The 17,076-nt window shown below is 64.3% G+C and carries 14 protein-coding genes; 9 read left to right on the forward strand and 5 right to left on the reverse strand.

The features are described from left to right. Positions 1-6 precede the first annotated feature (6 nt). The 7 genes from XalbCFBP2523_RS04100 to XalbCFBP2523_RS04130 all read left to right on the forward strand — a co-directional run bounded on the left by XalbCFBP2523_RS04100 (position 7) and on the right by XalbCFBP2523_RS04130 (position 6,961). Positions 7-480: a DUF494 family protein gene (locus tag XalbCFBP2523_RS04100; RefSeq protein ID WP_012917331.1), complete on the forward strand. Its 474-nt coding sequence runs from the start codon at positions 7-9 to the stop codon at positions 478-480. 22 nt (positions 481-502) lie between these two features. After that, positions 503-1,219 (forward strand): pilin, encoded by a 717-nt coding sequence (locus tag XalbCFBP2523_RS04105; RefSeq protein ID WP_045766367.1) that lies wholly within the window; start codon positions 503-505, stop codon positions 1,217-1,219. A 37-nt stretch (positions 1,220-1,256) separates the two neighbouring features. Then, positions 1,257-2,060 carry an RDD family protein gene (locus tag XalbCFBP2523_RS04110; protein WP_045766831.1) on the forward strand — a complete coding sequence of 268 codons (804 nt, stop codon included), beginning with the start codon at positions 1,257-1,259 and terminating at the stop codon, positions 2,058-2,060. A 247-nt stretch (positions 2,061-2,307) separates the two neighbouring features. Beyond that, positions 2,308-4,803 carry a DNA topoisomerase I gene (locus XalbCFBP2523_RS04115; protein ID WP_045766368.1) on the forward strand — a complete coding sequence of 832 codons (2,496 nt, stop codon included), beginning with the start codon at positions 2,308-2,310 and terminating at the stop codon, positions 4,801-4,803. A 124-nt stretch (positions 4,804-4,927) separates the two neighbouring features. Further along, positions 4,928-5,488, forward strand: a complete 561-nt coding sequence (gene tsaC / locus XalbCFBP2523_RS04120; RefSeq protein WP_012917335.1) for an L-threonylcarbamoyladenylate synthase type 1 TsaC — start codon at positions 4,928-4,930, stop codon at positions 5,486-5,488. A gap of 94 nt (positions 5,489-5,582) precedes the next feature. Beyond that, a complete protein-coding gene (locus XalbCFBP2523_RS04125; RefSeq protein ID WP_045766369.1) occupies positions 5,583-6,335 on the forward strand; it encodes a hypothetical protein in 753 nt (250 codons plus the stop codon). Next, positions 6,335-6,961 (forward strand): hypothetical protein, encoded by a 627-nt coding sequence (locus XalbCFBP2523_RS04130; protein ID WP_045766370.1) that lies wholly within the window; start codon positions 6,335-6,337, stop codon positions 6,959-6,961. Before XalbCFBP2523_RS04125 ends, XalbCFBP2523_RS04130 begins: the two co-directional genes overlap by 1 nt. Positions 6,962-7,059: 98 nt before the next feature. On the opposite strand, the gene XalbCFBP2523_RS04135 is transcribed toward XalbCFBP2523_RS04130, so the two are convergent. Then, positions 7,060-8,241, reverse strand: a complete 1,182-nt coding sequence (locus tag XalbCFBP2523_RS04135; RefSeq protein ID WP_045766371.1) for a hypothetical protein — start codon at positions 8,239-8,241, stop codon at positions 7,060-7,062. A 148-nt stretch (positions 8,242-8,389) separates the two neighbouring features. Beyond that, a complete protein-coding gene (locus XalbCFBP2523_RS04140) occupies positions 8,390-9,163 on the reverse strand; it encodes an SDR family oxidoreductase (RefSeq protein WP_045762023.1) in 774 nt (257 codons plus the stop codon). A gap of 66 nt (positions 9,164-9,229) precedes the next feature. On the opposite strand from XalbCFBP2523_RS04140, the gene XalbCFBP2523_RS04145 reads away from it, so the two are divergent. Further along, positions 9,230-9,457 (forward strand): hypothetical protein, encoded by a 228-nt coding sequence (locus XalbCFBP2523_RS04145; RefSeq protein WP_012917339.1) that lies wholly within the window; start codon positions 9,230-9,232, stop codon positions 9,455-9,457. Between the two features lie 82 nt (positions 9,458-9,539). Here XalbCFBP2523_RS04145 and sppA read toward each other — a convergent pair whose 3' ends face one another. From sppA to XalbCFBP2523_RS17010, 3 genes are all read right to left on the reverse strand, one after another. Next, entirely contained in the window at positions 9,540-11,432 is a 1,893-nt protein-coding gene (gene sppA, locus XalbCFBP2523_RS04150; RefSeq protein ID WP_045766372.1) for a signal peptide peptidase SppA, read from the reverse strand. 76 nt (positions 11,433-11,508) lie between these two features. Then, entirely contained in the window at positions 11,509-12,867 is a 1,359-nt protein-coding gene (locus tag XalbCFBP2523_RS04155) for an MATE family efflux transporter (RefSeq protein ID WP_012917341.1), read from the reverse strand. 165 nt (positions 12,868-13,032) lie between these two features. Then, positions 13,033-14,451, reverse strand: coding sequence for a hypothetical protein (locus tag XalbCFBP2523_RS17010; RefSeq protein ID WP_052687963.1), 1,419 nt, complete (start codon positions 14,449-14,451; stop codon positions 13,033-13,035). A gap of 426 nt (positions 14,452-14,877) precedes the next feature. On the opposite strand from XalbCFBP2523_RS17010, the gene XalbCFBP2523_RS04165 reads away from it, so the two are divergent. Next, positions 14,878-17,067: a primosomal protein N' gene (locus XalbCFBP2523_RS04165; RefSeq protein ID WP_045766373.1), complete on the forward strand. Its 2,190-nt coding sequence runs from the start codon at positions 14,878-14,880 to the stop codon at positions 17,065-17,067. Positions 17,068-17,076: the final 9 nt, after the last annotated feature.

The following is a 17,076-nucleotide window of genomic DNA, read 5'->3' on the forward strand; positions in this document are numbered from 1 at the left end:
GGGGCAATGAAAGAGAGCATTCTGGATGTCTTGCTGTACCTGTTCGAACACTATTTCAGCGAAGACGCCGACCCGGTGCGTGATCGCGACTCCCTCCAGAATGGCTTAATCCAAGCAGGTTTCAGCCCCACCGAAATCAGCAAGGCGTTCGACTGGCTAGACGCTCTGGCAGATCAGCGCCCGGCGGTGGCGCAATCTCGCATCGACGGCCCGATCCGGCTCTATCACGGACCGGAGCTGGATAAGTTGGACGTGGAATGCCGTGGCTTTCTGCTGTTCCTGGAACAACACGGCATCCTGGATAGCGACCAGCGCGAGTTGGTGCTGGACCGCGCCATGGCCCTGGACCAGGACGAACTGGATCTGGACGACCTGAAATGGGTGGTGCTGATGGTCCTGTTCAACCAGCCCGGCGCCGAGGCGGCCTACGCATGGATGGAGACGCAGATGTTCGTCGACGAGCCCGAGCCACTGCACTGAGACGCTGACGGCCATTGCACGGATGCACACAGAAGACCCCAACACCATCTGGTATTACATCGACGCAGCGCGCGAGCCGCACGGCCCACTGACTGCGCAAACGCTGCGCGCACGGCTGGACGAGGGCCTACTGACTCGCGACAACTTGGTCTGGCGCGAGGGCATGATCTGGTGGCAGCCACTGCATACCGTCGCTCTGCAACTTGAGCTATGCCTCCCGGCGACACCACCACCATTGCCGCTACCGGATGCACGCACATCCACCCCGACGACGAACGCACCTGCACGTCACCGTGGTTTGCCTGGTTGCGCTATCGCCGCTATCTTCGCAGTGGGTACGGGCATCGCACTGATACCGGTATTGGGCATCCTCGCCGCCATCGCCATACCCCTTTATCAGAGCTATCTGGCACGCTCACAGGTCACCCTGGCACTCGACAGCCTGGCGCCACTACAGACCGAAATCGCCGAGTTCGCTGCACAACATCAGCGTTGCGCAACGAATAGCGACACTGGTTTCGGCATGCCACAACACGACGCCAGCCCCTTCATCGGCCAGGTCCGCATTGGCCGCTTCGACAACGGCCATTGCGGTCTGGAAGCCACACTGCGCGCGCCCAATCGCATCAGACTCGATGGCAAAGCACTGTGGCTGGACTACGATGCGCGAACCTCCACGTGGCACTGCCGCTCCAACCTGAACCAGCGCGACCTACCTGCTCAGTGCCATGGCGCGTGAACAGCACACTTTTTTCGACAACAATCCGGGGATACACATGAGTGAGTGGTACTACGCCGATGCGGCGCAGCAGCAACATGGACCGATGCCAGCCACCAACTTGCAACAGTGCTTCCAGCGCGGCGAGATCGATCTATCCACCCTGGTTTGGCGGGATGGCCTCAGCGAGTGGCGCACGCTGGCCGAGTGCGCCGACGAACTTGGCCTGATCCAGCCGCCGGCGCACGCCATGGCCGACACACCGCCAACGGCCCCGCCGTCGGAACCGTCGCTACCCGATGCCTGGAAAGCGGCCAAACCTGCCGGGGCACAATCGACCTACACAGCCCCCAGCGCATGGTCAAACGGTGACTCGCGAGTCGTGAACAACGGCGAGGTGGTGCAGGCCGGCTTCTGGAAGCGCGTCGCCGCCAACTTTATCGACAGTGTGCTGGTCAGCATCGTCGCCAATGTGATCCAGTTCGTGGTCATGCTCGCCATCTTTGGCGCTCGCGGTTTTCGCAATCCCCCTAATCTTTCGACCGCCGCTGGCGGCGATGGCAGCCGCATCACCTTTGTCCGGGCCATCGGTCGCTACTTCGGCTTCATGCTGAGCAGCATAACCATCGCCGGCTTCCTGCTGGCCGCCTTCACCAAGCGCAAGCAAGCCCTGCACGACATGCTCTGCGATACGCTGGTCGTGGACAAATGGGCATACACCGACCATCCAGAGCGGCAGCAACGCAAACTCGGCACGGTCACTGTGGTGACCCTGGTGCTGTTCGGCGTCCTGATAACGGCGGCGGTGCTGCTGATGGTGCTGCTGGTGATCAGCCTAGCCGCCCGAGGCAAATTGCACTGAGCGCGACGCCCTGTGGCAACAGCGCCACTGAAACGGGGCACCAGGCCGCACGGCGCAACCGCCCCAGCTTGACAGCAGGCGCCAGACATGACCACTAATAAATAAGCACCTTAGCTGAACGCTCGGGGTGTCTGCCCCGAGTACCAGCCTCTGTGCGACACCTCAGCGCTTCACTAACCAGAGCAATTGCGCCACCCTACCGCCCCCTGGGGCGTCCACCGCCCCGCCTATCGAAGCCCGACACACCATGTCCAAGCACCTGCTCATCGTCGAATCGCCCGCCAAGGCCAAGACGATCAACAAATACCTCGGCAAGGATTTCCATGTCCTGGCCTCGTATGGGCACGTGCGCGACCTGATTCCGAAGGAAGGCGCGGTCGATCCGGACGACGGCTTCGCGATGCGCTACGCGCTGATCGACAAGAACGAAAAACACGTCGATGCCATTGCCAAGGCGGCCAAGGCGGCCGACGACATCTATCTGGCGACCGACCCGGATCGCGAGGGAGAAGCAATCAGCTGGCACATCGCCGAAATTCTGCAAGAACGTGGCCTGCTCAAGGGCAAGCCGCTGCACCGCGTGGTATTCACCGAGATCACCCCGCGCGCGATCAAGGAAGCCATGGCGCACCCGCGGCAGATCGCCGGCGACTTGGTCGATGCGCAACAGGCGCGGCGCGCACTGGATTACCTGGTCGGCTTCAACCTCTCGCCGGTGCTCTGGCGCAAAGTGCAGCGCGGCCTATCCGCCGGTCGTGTGCAGTCGCCGGCATTGCGCATGATCGTCGAGCGCGAGGAGGAAATCGAAGCCTTCCTCGCACGCGAGTACTGGACCATCGGCGCCGAATGCGCGCATCCGTCGCAGCCGTTCGCCGCCAAACTGGTCAAGCTCGACGGACAGAAATTCGAACAATTCACCATCACCGACGGTGCCACCGCCGAAGACGCGCGGATGCGCCTGCAAAAGGCCGCACAAGGCGCACTGCACGTCACCGACGTGACCAGCAAGGAACGCAAGCGCCGCCCCGCGCCACCGTTCACCACCTCCACCTTGCAGCAGGAAGCCTCGCGTAAGCTCGGCTTCACCACCAGCCGCACCATGCGCGTGGCGCAGAAACTGTACGAAGGCGTGACCGTCGGCGACGAGGGCACCGTCGGCCTGATCAGCTACATGCGTACCGACTCAGTGAACCTGTCGCAGGATGCGCTGGTGGAAATCCGCGACGTGATCGCGCGCGACTTCGGCACCGGCGCATTACCGGACAAGCCCAACACCTACCAGACCAAGTCCAAGAACGCGCAGGAAGCGCACGAGGCGATCCGACCGACCAGCGCACTGCGCACGCCGGCACAGATGGCCAAGTACCTGGACGACGATGGCCGCCGCCTGTACGAATTGATTTGGAAGCGCGCCGTGGCCTGCCAGATGGTGCCAGCAACGATGAACACCGTCACCGTGGAACTGGCCGCCGGCAGCGAGCACAGCTTCCGTGCCAGCGGCACCACGGTGATCGACCCGGGCTTCCTGGCGGTGTACGAAGAAGGCAAGGATCAGAAGGCCGCCGAGGACGAGGACGAAGGCCGCAAGCTGCCGGCGATGAAGCCCGGCGACCGCATCCCACTGGACCGTATCCACGCCGACCAGCACTTCACCGAGCCGCCGCCGCGCTACTCAGAAGCCTCGCTGGTCAAGACGCTGGAGGAATACGGCATCGGCCGTCCCTCGACCTACGCCTCCATCATCCAGACCCTGATGTTCCGCAAGTACGTGGAACTGGACGCGCGCCGCTTCCGACCGACCGACGTCGGCCGCGCGGTAAGCAAGTTCCTGTCCGGCCACTTCACCCGCTATGTCGACTACGACTTCACCGCCAAGCTCGAGGACGACCTCGACGCGGTATCGCGTGGCGAGGAAGAATGGCGGCCGTTGATGGAGAAGTTCTGGGGTCCGTTCAAGGAACTGGTCGAGGAGAAAAAGGAATCGGTGGACCGCTCCGAGGCCACCGGCGCGCGCGAGCTCGGTACCGACCCCAAGACCGGCAAACCGGTCAGCGTGCGCCTGGGCCGGTTCGGGCCGTATGCGGCGATCGGCAGCACCGCCGAGGACGCCGAGGACAAGCCCAAGTTCGCCTCGCTACGTCCGGGGCAGAGCATGCACACGATTACCCTGGAGGAGGCGCTGGAGCTGTTCCTGATGCCGCGCCTGCTCGGCCAGGACAAGGGCGATGACGTCAGCGTCGGCATCGGCCGCTTCGGCCCGTTCGCCAAGCGTGGCAGCGTCTACGCCTCGCTGAAGAAGGAAGACGACCCCTACACCATCGATCTGGCACGCGCCGTGTTCCTGATCGAGGAGAAGGAAGAAATCGCCCGCAACCGCATCATCAAGCAATTCCCCGACAGCGATATTCAGGTGCTCAACGGCCGTTTCGGCCCGTATATCAGCGATGGCAAGCTCAACGGCAAGATCCCCAAGGACCGCGAACCCTCCACCCTGACCCTGGACGAGGTACAGAAGCTGCTGGAGGAAACCGGCAAGCCGGTGCGCCGCGGATTCGGCGCCAAGAAGGTCGCCGCCAAGAAGGAAGCCGCGCCGAAGAAGAGCCCGGCCAAGAAGACCGTCGCCGATACGCCCACCAAGCCGGCCGCGAAGAAGGCGGTCAAGAAAGCCACGAAGAAAACCGTCAAGAAGGCAGTGAAAAAAGCGGCCAAGAAAACCGTCGCCAAGGTCGCCAAGGGGGCCTGATCCAAGCCGCCCAGGCATCGGCGCGCGCCGCATGACGCACGCCGGCGATGTCGCGCCACGAGACTCACTCACACCGCAGACGCGCGCATTGTTCGAACACCGGCACGTACCGCATGATGCACACATGACCGATCTGTCGCTGAGCCAAGCCGTCACTGCCCTACGCCAGGGCGGCATCATTGCCTATCCCACCGAAGCCGTCTGGGGCCTCGGCTGCGATCCATACGACGCGGCGGCAGTGAACCGCCTGCTGCGCATCAAGCAACGCCCAGTGGAAAAGGGCCTGATCGTGGTCGCCGCCGAACTCGATGCACTGCACCCGCTACTCGACCTGTCGGCACTGCCGCCAGAGCGGCTCGCTGCGGTACTGGCCAGTTGGCCAGGCCCGCATACCTGGATCCTGCCCGCCACCGCGCAGGCCCCGCCCTGGATCACCGGCACCCACAACGGCATCGCCGTGCGCATCAGTGCACATCCACTGGTGACCGCACTGTGCCGACACTGGGCAGGCGCGCTGGTCTCCACCAGTGCCAACCGCGGCGGCGAACCACCGGCACGGCAACGCGAGGAACTGGATCCGCAATTGCTGGCCGAACTCGACGGCCTGCTCCACGGCGAAACGGGTGGCCTGGCCCAACCGACCCCGATCCGCGACGCTATCAGCGGCGAGATCCTGCGCGCCTGAGACCGGCTGCCCTGGTCGCATCTTGACGTCATCCAGCGGATGCGATGGCGCATCCGCTCTTTCCCCGACCGAAGAAGGCGCGCAAGATGCGCCCATGTCCGTCCTACCACGCTTGCTTATGTTGCTGAGCCTGCTGCTGTCCTCGACCGGCAGCGCCTGGGCGCAGAGTGTGCGCAGCGACGGCAGCAGTGGAGACGTGCGTATCTACCGCTGCATCACCACCTCCGGCACGACCAGCCTGCAAAGCATTCCGTGCGAAAGCGGGCGCCCGCAACAGGTGCTGGACATGCAGCGGCCGCGCGATCCGCTGACACGCCCGACTACAACGCTCAGCACCGATCCAGCGCGTGCCGCAGCGGCGCCGGCACCACTACCGCAGCGCGAGATCCGCATCGTCAGCGTGCAACCGCCACAACCGATGTACGAGTGCGTCACCAGCGACGGCCAGCGCTACACCAGCGACGACAATGCCGGCAATCCGCGCTGGGTCCCGCTGTGGGCATTCGGCTACGCAGACGACGAAGACGGACGGCCACGCGGACGCGGTCCGGACAGCCGCCCCCCCGGGCCACCCGGGCCGCCGTCCGGCGCGCCGCACTCGCCTGGACCACCTCCGCCGCCGCATGTGGTCTATCCAGGCGCTGGCGTGATCGTGCCGGCAGGCAGCACTCTGGTCCGCGACACCTGCACCGCGCTGCCGCGGCAAGAGGTCTGCGCGCGCTTGACCGACCGCCGCTGGGAATTGATCCGCCGCTACAACAGCGCGTTACAGAGCGAGCGCCGCGCGATGGAAACCGAACAGCGCGGCATCGATGCGCGCTTGGCTCGGGACTGCGGTGGCAACTGATGCGCCACACAGGTTATTTGATCGCATTGCTGAGCTGGGCAGGGTTGGCACACGCCGAGCCGGTCGTGTTCTATCGCTGCACCGACGCGCAGGACAACCTGACCGTGCAGAACCAGCCGTGCCCCAAAGGCATGCGCCAACAAAAGAAGATCATGCAAGGTGTCAGCAGCGCTCCGCCGCCCCCCGAACCGGCCACAAAACAGCCGCCGCCAGCGGCATCCGCTGCACCACCACCGGTTGCAGCGACCGCGTCTCCAACCACCACCGCAGAACCCGCGCCAATCGCGGCGCCACGCCCCCCGCCCCCTGCGCTGTACAGTTGCACAACGCGCGAGCAGCAGCGTTACACCGGTGAAGTGGCCGAGCCACCACCACGCTGCATCCCCTTGCCCACCCAGGGTCTGGACGGCAGCCCCGACCGCGCCGGCGGCAGCGCCTGCGAGGTCGTCCACGATCAATGTCAGGCACTGCCCAGCGACGGGCTGTGCACAGCCTGGCAGGCCTACGTGGCCGAGGCCGAAACCCACTGGCGTTTTGCCATCCCGGAACATACCGAGGCGCTGCGCGAGGAGTTCCAGCGCCGCCAGCAGTTGTTGCAGGCGAGCGACTGCGCCACGTCGCCGTAACACACGATCCGACGCCGGATCAGGACTCACCCTAGGTGTTGCACTTGAAGTTGAGTCTAAGCTTCGCTCATGGAGCACAGTAAATGCGCCACCGACACTTACTTGACGGACTTGAAGGCGTTGGTCAGCTGGATAAGTAGCTGCATAAAATCCTTGGCATTTCCATCGAAATTTCCATCAGTGACGGCGCCCGGCTCGCCAACCGGCTGGGTGAACAGGTTCTTCGCCAAGTCGATCTTCACGGCGGTGCGCTGCTCTGGCTCCAGGTTCGCCAAGTATGGATCGATCGAGGAAAGCACCAATGCATATCGCCGATTACGCTCCTCGATGCGATTTGCTTGGTCGGCTTGGCGGCTGGCATAAGCTGCCAGCACACCGAAGGTAGCGGCAACAAATACACGTCCGAGAATATGGCTGATGTCAGCGGCCATGTCGGTAATCGCGCTGTATGCATGGAACGCAAAACAGACTAGAGCTAGGAGGGAAAGTACAGCAATGACTTGCCAGGCCCAAGTGACCCACAGGCTACGGTTGGCGGTCTTGGTGTACTCGCCGGCCATGCCGGTGTTGCCAATAATTTGCAGGAGATCTCTCGCCTGATCGCGCATGTGCTCGATTTCGCTAATGACGCCCGAAGCATCTTGGCTCAATTGATTACGGAAGCCCTGGGCTTTCTCGGCTAACTCGGCCATCGCGGCGGCGTTAGTGGTAAGTCGATCTTCTTGAGCCTTCTGGAAAATTCCCTGCTGGTCGGCCATAGCCTTATCGAGCCGAGTGTTCTGGTTCTCGACCTGCTGAGTCAAGCTGGCAACCTTGCCTTGTAACTGGGCGAAGTCGCGCCTAATGGTCTCGTGGGTGCTACCTAGTGCGATCAGGGCCTGCTCAGCACTCGCGCGCAGGCTCTCGACTGCCTGCGCGGGGTAGGTCTCGCCCATCAGGGCCATCGGCAATGGCAGCTCATCGGCGTGACGGAGCGCATTGAACAGATTGTTCGTGGCATTGGTCAGGTGACCGACGTTGCCGTTGACCTGATACGAGTTCAGCTCACCCAAGGCAGTGTTGATTGAGCCATCAACATTGTCTAACGACGCCGACAAGGCGAGGCTTAAATCCGTACTTTGTAAGCGGGATTGCACGTACTCGATAAGACTACGCATGTGCATAAGCTGGCTGGATCGAACCGCATCGCCCTCTGTAGTACTGAGAATGGCGCTTACACTATTCATTGCGTCGGCAAGACGCTGCCCGAGAATGGTGATTTTCTGCGCGGTCTCAGTCATCACTGTGCCCCTATTAGAACCACAACATCGTAGCGTATCGCAGGCGAAATCGCTCCGGCATAGAAATGACGAAACGTATGCGGCGCACCGCGGCAAAGGACTCGCGAAACGACGCGAGGCCAGCCAAACATAAACGCGACAGGCGAACCTAGAACCCGTAGCGCAAGAACCCCCCGTCCACCGCGATACATTCGCCAGTGATGTAGCTGGCCGCCGGCAGGCACAGGAAGCTTACTGCGGCGGCCACCTCGTCCGGTTCGCCGATCCGGCGCATCGGCGTGCGTTCGATCACCTGCTCGTAGTAGTCCGGATCAGAGAGGGGGCCGGAGGTACGGCGGGTGCGGATATACCATGGCGCCACCGCGTTGACCCGGATGCCATCCTCGGCCCACTCGGCAGCAAGGTTGCGGGTGAGTTGATGCAACGCCGCCTTGGTCATGCCGTAGGGCGCACCGCTGCGCACATGGGTCAGCCCGGACACACTGCCGACATTGACGATCGCCGAGGCGGCATGTTGCGCGAGGAGCGGATGGGCGTAACGCGACAGCTCGAAGGCGGAGAACAGGTTGGTTTCGAAGATACCGCGCCACTCCTCCTCGGTGTAATCCACCGCCGCCTTGCTGACGTTACCGCCGGCATTGTTGATGAGCAGGTGCAGGCCGTCGGCATGATCCTCGACCCAGTCCAGAATCTCGCGACGATCCTCATCGTCGGACACGTCGGCGGCCAGCGCCAGGATGCGACGCTCGGGAAAGGCCTCGCTCAGTTCATCGCGGGCGGCGGCCAGTGCATCGAGATCGCGCGCCACCAGCAACAGGTCGGCACCAAAACCGAGCAATTCGCTTGCGATGGCTAGCCCGATGCCGGCACTGGCGCCGGTGATCAGCGCGGTCTGTCCGTCCAGCCGCCAACGGTGCTGCATGGTCCTGCCTGCTTGGCTACGGGAGAGGCGTAGGATAATACCCCCACCTTCGATGAGGTCGCCGCCATGTCCACACCACTGCGCGGGATGATGTTGGCACTGCCGCTGCTGTCAATATTGGCCGCATGCAAGCCGGAACCACCCAAACCGGCCGACGCACCGCCAGCACCGCAGGCCACCGCACTGCGCACCGCCATCGCACAGCCGCTGGACCGCGCCAAGCAGGCGCAGGCTACGGTCGAACGCGCCGCCGCAGCGCAGAACGCCGCAATCGACGCTGCCACCGCACAATGAAAAACACCGGCCACCATGGCCGGCGTTAAAGCCTCGCACGACGCGCCCATCATGGGCGCGCAGAAGCAGCTTCAGTGCTAGATCATAAACCGCAGAAACAGTAGGCCAGCGCCTTCACCGGCACGCCCGAACGCGTATCGGCCGCGTCCTTGACGAAATGCAACTGCGTGTCCAATTCCGGCAAGCTGCGCAGCAACAGTGCGTGTCCCAGCGCGGAGTCGCCCAGCATCCAGACGCCCATGCGGCTACCGGCGAAACCGTTGACGAACTGTGCGAATGGCGAAGCGGGCTTTTCGATGTAACGCACTCGGTATTTATCTTGGCCGCCAAGCTTGGCGCGCGCGGCGGCGTCGGCCACCGCATCCTTGAAGCCACCGAACGCGTCGACCAGCCCACGCTCCTTGGCCTGCGCGCCACTCCAGACACGGCCCCGCGCGACCTGATCGATGGCCTCGACCGACTTACCGCGTGCCTGTGCTACCTTACCGGTAAAGTCGGCATAGCCCTTGTTGATGGCCGACTGGATCAGCTGTCCCACGATCGGATCCATCGGCCGCGAGATGTCGAATGCACCGGCGTAGCGGGTCGTACCGACGCCATCGGTATGCACGCCAATCTTGTCCAGCGCGCGGGCGATGTTGGGAACCATGCCAAAGATGCCGATCGAGCCGGTAATCGTCGACGGATCGGCGTAGATGCGATCGGCATTCATGCTGATCCAGTAGCCACCGGAGGCGGCATAGTCGCCCATCGACACCACGACCGGCTTGCCAGCGGCTTTCAGCGCCACCACCTCGCGGCGGATCTGCTCGGAGGCGAATACCTCGCCACCTGGCGAATCCACCCGCAACACTACCGCCTTGACCGCATCGTCCTCGCGTGCCTGACGCAGCAATTGCACGGTCGATTCGCCACCAATGCGACCGGCTGGCTGTTCGCCGGCGCTGATTTCGCCCGCCGCGACCACCACCGCCACCTGCGGCCGCGCATCCATCGGCGAACGGCGTAGATCCAATTGCTGCAGATAGCCATCCAGATCGACCTTGCGGAAGATGGTATCGGCATCGGCGACGCCACGCTTGGCCAGCAGCTGTTCGACTTCATCGCGGGTCTTGAGCCCATCCACCAGCTTCTGCTGCAGTGCGAACTTGGCCATATCGCCACCAGCCGCAACAATACCCTCGGGCATGCTGTCGATGCCGGCGCTGATCTGCACTGGCGACAACTTGCGCGCCTTGGCGATGTCAGCCAAGTAGCGCTGCCACACATCGTTCATCCAGAACAGGTCGGCTTCCTTGGCCGCAGGCGACGCGGCGTCGAGCACATACGGTTCAGCTGCGGATTTGTACTCGCCGACCTTGAACAGATGCACGTCCACACCGAGCTTGTCCTGCAAGCCCTGGCGGAAATACTGGCGATAGTGGCCAAGGCCTTCCAGCACCATCGAGCCCATCGGGTCCAGATAGACTTCGTTGGCCTGCGCGGCCAGCAGATATTGCGATTGATTCAGCGTGTCGCTATAGGCCACGATCTGTTTGCCCGAACTGCGCAGATCCTCCAGCGCCGCGGCCACTTCGCGCATCGAAGCGAAGCCGCTCGGCTGCAGCTTGTCCAGACGCAGTGCTACCCGCTCGATCTTCGGGTCGGTCTTGGCCGCTTCAATCGCCCGTACCAGATCGCGCAACTGGATCTCCTGCGCGCCCTTGTCGCTCATCGCCTTGGCCAGCGCACGACTGAACGGATCGGCGCTGAACTGCTCGACGAGCTTGCCCTCCGGTGCAATCAACAGCGTGGTGCGGTCGCGCAAGGCCTTGGCGCCATCGCCGCGCGCCATCGCGAACACCAACAACAACAGCAGCACGAAAAGGAAGCCGAAGAACACCAGGTTCAGGATCAGCCGGCGGGTAAAATTCATCACATCCCACAAGCCGACGAAGAAGCTGACGATGGGGCTGCGACGCACGGGTTGGTTCATGGAAAGCTCCGGAAGGAAGGCATCTTGCGCCTGCGCAGCATACCGGCTGCATCAAGCGCCGCACATCCGTCTGAAGTCAGGGGGCGAACAGACGCGCACAGCTCCAACGCAAACGCGCGGCCATCATCACCGCCGCCGCCGTCAGGCCCAAAATTAGACCGACCCACATGCCTTGCGGCCCCCAGCCCAGCCATAGACCCAGACCGGCACCGAGCGGCATGCCCAGGCCCCAGTAGGCACACAGCGCCAGCAACATCGGCACACGGGTATCCTTGAGTCCACGCAGTGCCCCAGCGGACAGCACCTGCACGCCATCGGGGAACTGGAAGGTGGCCGCGTACAGCAGCAACGTGGACGCCAACGTCGCCACAGAGATGTCGCGCGTGTAGATGCCGACAATGGCGTCGTGACCCAACAGCAACACAAGCGCCGACAGCGCCTGGGTGCCAAGCACGATGGCGTAACCGGCCCAGGCCGCGCCACGCACGCCGACCGCATCGCCGGCACCTGCGGCGCGGCCCACCCGCACCGTGGTCGCCTCGGCCACGCCCATCGGCAGCATGAAGCACAACTGCGCCACGTTGATCGCGATCTGGTGCGCGGCCGCCGGCACCGCGCCGAGCCGCGCGATCAGCAGCGCGGTGACGATGAACAGCCCCCCTTCCATCAGGATGGTGACGCCGATCGGCATCCCGGTCTTCAGCAATCCACCGATCACGCGCAGATCCGGTGCCTCGCACCGCGCGAACAGGCGTAACGACGCGAAGCGCTTGGCCCGCGCCAGATAGACGGCAAAGCACAGCACCTGCGCCCACATCATGATCGCCGACGCCATTCCCAGGCCACCGGCACCACGCGCGCGCAGACCGAACAAGCCGAAGGTCAACACGTAGCCCAGCGGCGCCAGCAACAGCAGGCCACCGAAACCAAGCAACATCGTCGGTAAAGTCCAGTGCATGCCTTCGCTCAGATAGCGCATGCAGAAGTACAACACCAGCGCCGGCACGCCCCAGCGAATCGCATACAGAAAATCGTGCGCGCCCGACACGATTTCCGTCGCAATGCCCATTTGTGGCAGCGCCATCGGCAGCACGCTCAGAAACGCGAACATCAGCACGCCCATGCCCAGCGACAACCACAGCGCCTGGCGGAACAGCGGCCCGATCTGCGCGAAGCGCTTACCGCCGTCGAGTTGCGACACCAACGCTGTCAGGGCGATCAGGGTACCGATCGGAATCATCATCGGCAGCCATAGCAAGCCCGTGCCGACAGTCACCGCAGCCAGCGTGCCGGTGCCATGGTGACCGGCGATCACGTTGTCGACAAAGCTGATCAGACCGGTGGAGACATGGCCCAGAACCAGTGGCAGGGCAAGCTGCGCGGTACTGCGCAGCTCGCCGCCCCGGACCATCAGCGTGTTGGAAGACAAAACCATTGCAAGACTCTAGCGATCCCGCCACTGCGACTACGCGGAAAGCGCCGGCACGGGGCGACGGAGTAGCGGCATTTTACGCGTGACGGTGGAATATTGCAGAGAATCGGAACCTAGATTACGCAGGTGCAGGCAACAGCCCGCTAACCGCCCCCCATTGCAGGCCGATCAACGGGCCACATGTTGGCGCAACCAGGTGTCGCGGCTGTCGGTGCTCTGCGCCAGCAAATCCCGGAGCAACACAGCCCTGTCCTGCGGCGGGGTACGCTGCGACAGCAGCACCAGATGGGTACGCTGTTCAGCCGGCATGCGGCGCAGCAGATTCAACAATGCCTGGCGCTGCACGCCGGGCACGTAACCGAACAGCGGTTGCAGCGCCCAGAACTCCGCACCCAACTCCGGGCCAAGTAACCAACCGCGGCGCTCGAGGGCGTCCATCTCGGCGAATTGCGCACGCAATGCGTGCTGCTGCTCCACTGGCAATGCGGCGAACGTGGTGGCCGCCTGACGCAGGCGCGCCTGCGTGGCTGGCTCAAATGCCTGCCATGCAACCTGACGCTCGTGAAGTTGCACGGGGGTCAATGTAGAAGACAGCGTGGAGGATGGGGCGATCACGACTGCCGCAGCTGCGGCATCGGCAAGATCAGCTGCACTGGGAGGGCTGCGCTCGATCCGCGCCGAAGGGGCGCTGGCGGCATACCACGCATAGAAATCCAGATCGTCAACCACAGGTTCCGGCAATGAAGCAGGTGCCGCAACCGGCAGCGGCGGGGCGGTGGCAGTGTCCGATTCCGGCGGCAGCGCTTCCACCCGGACCGGGCCGATATCGCCCAGCATCTGGTGCGGGTCGTCGCCCACTGCGGCAACGGCATGCCGCGACGGCAGATGCTCCCAGCACAGGGTCCCGACCAGCGCCACAGCCACCACCACGATCACTGCGGCAGCCAAGCGCGCACGGCTTGCGCCACGCTTGCCTGCGCGCCGCACAGGCGGCGCTGGCAGGGCCCGAGATGGGACAAGCACAGGCGACGCAGTCTCGATGATCGCCGCATCGCGCAGTTGCCCCAGCATCTGCAACCTTGCCGACGGCAGATCACGCAGATGCTGCTGCGCGGCCTCGGCCAATGCGCGCCACGCGGCGGCATCCGGATGACCGCCATCATCGCGCGGACACGCCCGTGCCAGTGCCTGCTGATAATCCGCGATGGACAGTTGCAGCACCTGTGCGGCAAGCGGCTCGTCCAGCCCGGCCACGATACGCAGCAGCAATGCCAGGCGGTCTGCTGGCTGCAACGTCGCCAGATGTGCAAACGGCGCCGGCCAGGCACCACCGGTCGTCACCGTGGCCTGGCGTAGCATCGGCACCGCAGCAAGCAGCTTCCAGAAATGCAGCGGCCAATCGGTCATGGGCAGGGCCGCGGCATGACGGCCGAAGGCACGCATCGCGGCGGCCAGAGCCGGGGCACCGCTTTCCAGGCTGCCGCTCTGCAGTTCAGCCAGCACCGCGACGCGGCGTTCGATGCCACGCAAGAACGCGGACAGCGCAGTCGGCGCAGCGGCGCCGCCGGAGGGGAACACAACGGTCATCGGAACTCCATCATCGGCGTGATGATAGCGAGACGCGCGTCAGGCCGCGCGCTTGACAGCAGGCCACAAATCAATGCTCCGGTCACAATCGCAATAGCAGGTTGTACACAGCGCCCCAAATCGGCCATCTCCTTCCTTGTCAAGTCATCACAACACTGTGTTGCATCCATGTTTCACGGATAAGTGTATGTTTATAAAGAGATAAATGTGATTGGCGCTTTTTTGTCCAACTCGTTGCAGAGGCTTGTGAGTCCGTCTTCACAGCGTGGAGCATCGTGCTCATGCACAGCTTTATCCACAGTGCATGTGGATAAACTTGATTCTTTAATTACGGCGGCTATTTACAACCTGTTTAGCGCTTTACTGGCAGGGATCGTCGGCAACGCGTGGGCCGTAACGGCCCACGCCGACCGCTAGACTAGGCCGATGCCAGCTCCCGCCGTCACACTCCGCGTCGCCCTGCCATTGCCGTTGCCACAGTTGTTCGACTACCTGCCCCCGCAAGGCAGCGCTCCCAGTCAAGGCGACATCGGCCGACGCGTGCAGGTGCCGTTCGGCAATCGCCAGATGAGCGGAGTGGTGGCTGCGCTTGGCGAGGCCGAGCACAGCCCCGGTCTGCGTGCAGCGCTGGCCTGGCTGGACCCAGTGCCACTGCTGCACGGCGAACTGGCCGACTCGCTGCGCTGGCTGGCTCGCTACAGACACGCGCCGCTGGGCGAAGTGCTGGCGACCGCGCTACCGGTGACCCTGCGCCGCGGCGAACCATTACCCGACACCCATGCATGGGCCTGGCGCCTGACCGAAGCCGGCGCCGGTCACCGCACCCGCCCTGGTACCCGCCCGCATCGCTTGGCCGAACTGCTCGCGCCCGGACCGCTGCACGAGGAGCAGTTGGATCAGGCGATGCACGACTGGCGCAGCGCCGCGCGGGCGCTGGCCAAGCGCGATCACGCCGAACGGATCGCGGTACCCGCCGACGCCAGCGCGCCGCAGCCGCAAACCGGACCGATGGCGAACCCAGAGCAGCAAGCCGCGATCGACACCCTCCACGCCACCCAGGGCTTCGCCGCGTTCCTGCTCGACGGCGTCACCGGCAGCGGCAAGACCGAGGTCTACCTGCAGGCAATCGCCGCCTGTCTGGCGCGCGGCCGTCAGGCGCTGGTGCTGGTGCCAGAGATCGGCCTGACTCCGCAGACCTTGGCACGGTTCCGCGCACGTCTGGGGGTACCGGTGCATGCGCTGCATTCCGGACTCAACGACAACGAACGCGCGCGGGTCTGGACCGCCGCCTGGCGCGGCGAAGCACGGGTGGTGGTCGGCACCCGCTCGGCGGTGTTCGTGCCGTTGCCGCAGGCCGGGCTGATCGTGATCGACGAAGAACACGACGGCAGTTATAAGCAGCAAGACGGCATCCGCTACCACGCTCGCGATTTCGCCCTGGTCCGCGCCAAGGCGCTGGACGTGCCGGTGCTGCTGGGCAGCGCCACGCCGTCGCTGGAGAGCCTGCACAACGCCAACAGCGGCCGCTACACGCACCTGCGCCTGACCCATCGCGCCGGCGACGCGCGACCACCGACGGTGCGCGTGCTCGACGTGCGCAAGCGGCCCCTGCAGGACGGGCTGTCGCCGGAGGTGCTGACCGGCATCGGCGCCACGCTCGCCGAGGGCGGCCAGGTTTTGGTGTTCAAAAACCGCCGTGGCTACGCGCCAGTGCTGCTATGCCATGACTGCGGCTGGACCGCACCGTGCCAGCGCTGCAGCACACCGCTGCACACCACGCCGATGACCGTGCATGCCGGCGGCAGGCGATTGCAATGCCACCACTGCGGTGCGCGGCAACCAGCACCGCTGGCCTGCCCGGACTGCGGCAGCCTAGCCCTGCAACCGCAAGGCATCGGGACCGAACGTCTGGAAGAACGCCTGGTGCACGCCTTTCCGGAGGTGCCGGTGCTGCGCATCGACCGCGGCACCACCCAGCGCCGCGATGGGCTGGAAACGCAATTGGCCACACTCGGCAACGCTCCTGGGATCCTGGTCGGCACGCAGATCCTGGCGAAGGGGCACGACCTGCCGCAACTGAGCCGAGTCGTGGTGGTGGGAATCGACGAAGGGCTGTTTTCAGCCGACTTCCGCGCTAGCGAGAAACTGGCGCAGCAGTTGATCCAGGTCGCCGGCCGCGCCGGCCGCGCCACACGCCCCGGTGACGTCTGGTTGCAGACCCACCATCCCGGTCATCCGCTACTGGAAATCTTAGTGCACGGCGGCTACCACGCCTTCGCCGCAGCGGAACTGGCGCAGCGCGAAGCCGCCGGCTTCCCACCATTCGCGCATCTGGCACTGCTGCGCGCCGAGGCCAAGCAGGTCGATCACGCCAACGCCTTTCTCGCCGCAGTGCGTGCGCTGCTGCCAGCGCACGATCAGGTACAGCGCTTCGGCCCAATGCCGGCGCCAATGCCACGCCGCGCAGGTTTCCAACGTACCCAGCTGCTGCTCTCGGCCAGTACCCGGCGTGCACTGCATCGCCTGCTGGATGCGGCCGTGCCGGCAATCCATGCACTAACGCAGGCACGGCGGGTACGCTGGTCGCTGGACGTGGACCCGCAGGATCTGTATTGAAGCGCCAGC

It is taken from the genome of Xanthomonas albilineans (assembly GCF_002939705.1).
In the GTDB taxonomy this organism is placed as follows: Bacteria; Pseudomonadota; Gammaproteobacteria; order Xanthomonadales; family Xanthomonadaceae; genus Xanthomonas_A; species Xanthomonas_A albilineans.

Coding starts and splice junctions, on each gene's coding strand:
- XalbCFBP2523_RS04100 (WP_012917331.1), top strand. CDS start 7: ATGAAAGAGAGCATTCTGGATGTCTTGCTGTACCTGTTCGAACACTAT.
- XalbCFBP2523_RS04105 (WP_045766367.1), top strand. CDS start 503: ATGCACACAGAAGACCCCAACACCATCTGGTATTACATCGACGCAGCG.
- XalbCFBP2523_RS04110 (WP_045766831.1), top strand. CDS start 1,257: ATGAGTGAGTGGTACTACGCCGATGCGGCGCAGCAGCAACATGGACCG.
- XalbCFBP2523_RS04115 (WP_045766368.1), top strand. CDS start 2,308: ATGTCCAAGCACCTGCTCATCGTCGAATCGCCCGCCAAGGCCAAGACG.
- tsaC (WP_012917335.1), top strand. CDS start 4,928: ATGACCGATCTGTCGCTGAGCCAAGCCGTCACTGCCCTACGCCAGGGC.
- XalbCFBP2523_RS04125 (WP_045766369.1), top strand. CDS start 5,583: ATGTCCGTCCTACCACGCTTGCTTATGTTGCTGAGCCTGCTGCTGTCC.
- XalbCFBP2523_RS04130 (WP_045766370.1), top strand. CDS start 6,335: ATGCGCCACACAGGTTATTTGATCGCATTGCTGAGCTGGGCAGGGTTG.
- XalbCFBP2523_RS04135 (WP_045766371.1), bottom strand. CDS start 8,241: ATGACTGAGACCGCGCAGAAAATCACCATTCTCGGGCAGCGTCTTGCC.
- XalbCFBP2523_RS04140 (WP_045762023.1), bottom strand. CDS start 9,163: ATGCAGCACCGTTGGCGGCTGGACGGACAGACCGCGCTGATCACCGGC.
- XalbCFBP2523_RS04145 (WP_012917339.1), top strand. CDS start 9,230: ATGTCCACACCACTGCGCGGGATGATGTTGGCACTGCCGCTGCTGTCA.
- sppA (WP_045766372.1), bottom strand. CDS start 11,432: ATGAACCAACCCGTGCGTCGCAGCCCCATCGTCAGCTTCTTCGTCGGC.
- XalbCFBP2523_RS04155 (WP_012917341.1), bottom strand. CDS start 12,867: ATGGTTTTGTCTTCCAACACGCTGATGGTCCGGGGCGGCGAGCTGCGC.
- XalbCFBP2523_RS17010 (WP_052687963.1), bottom strand. CDS start 14,451: ATGACCGTTGTGTTCCCCTCCGGCGGCGCCGCTGCGCCGACTGCGCTG.
- XalbCFBP2523_RS04165 (WP_045766373.1), top strand. CDS start 14,878: ATGCCAGCTCCCGCCGTCACACTCCGCGTCGCCCTGCCATTGCCGTTG.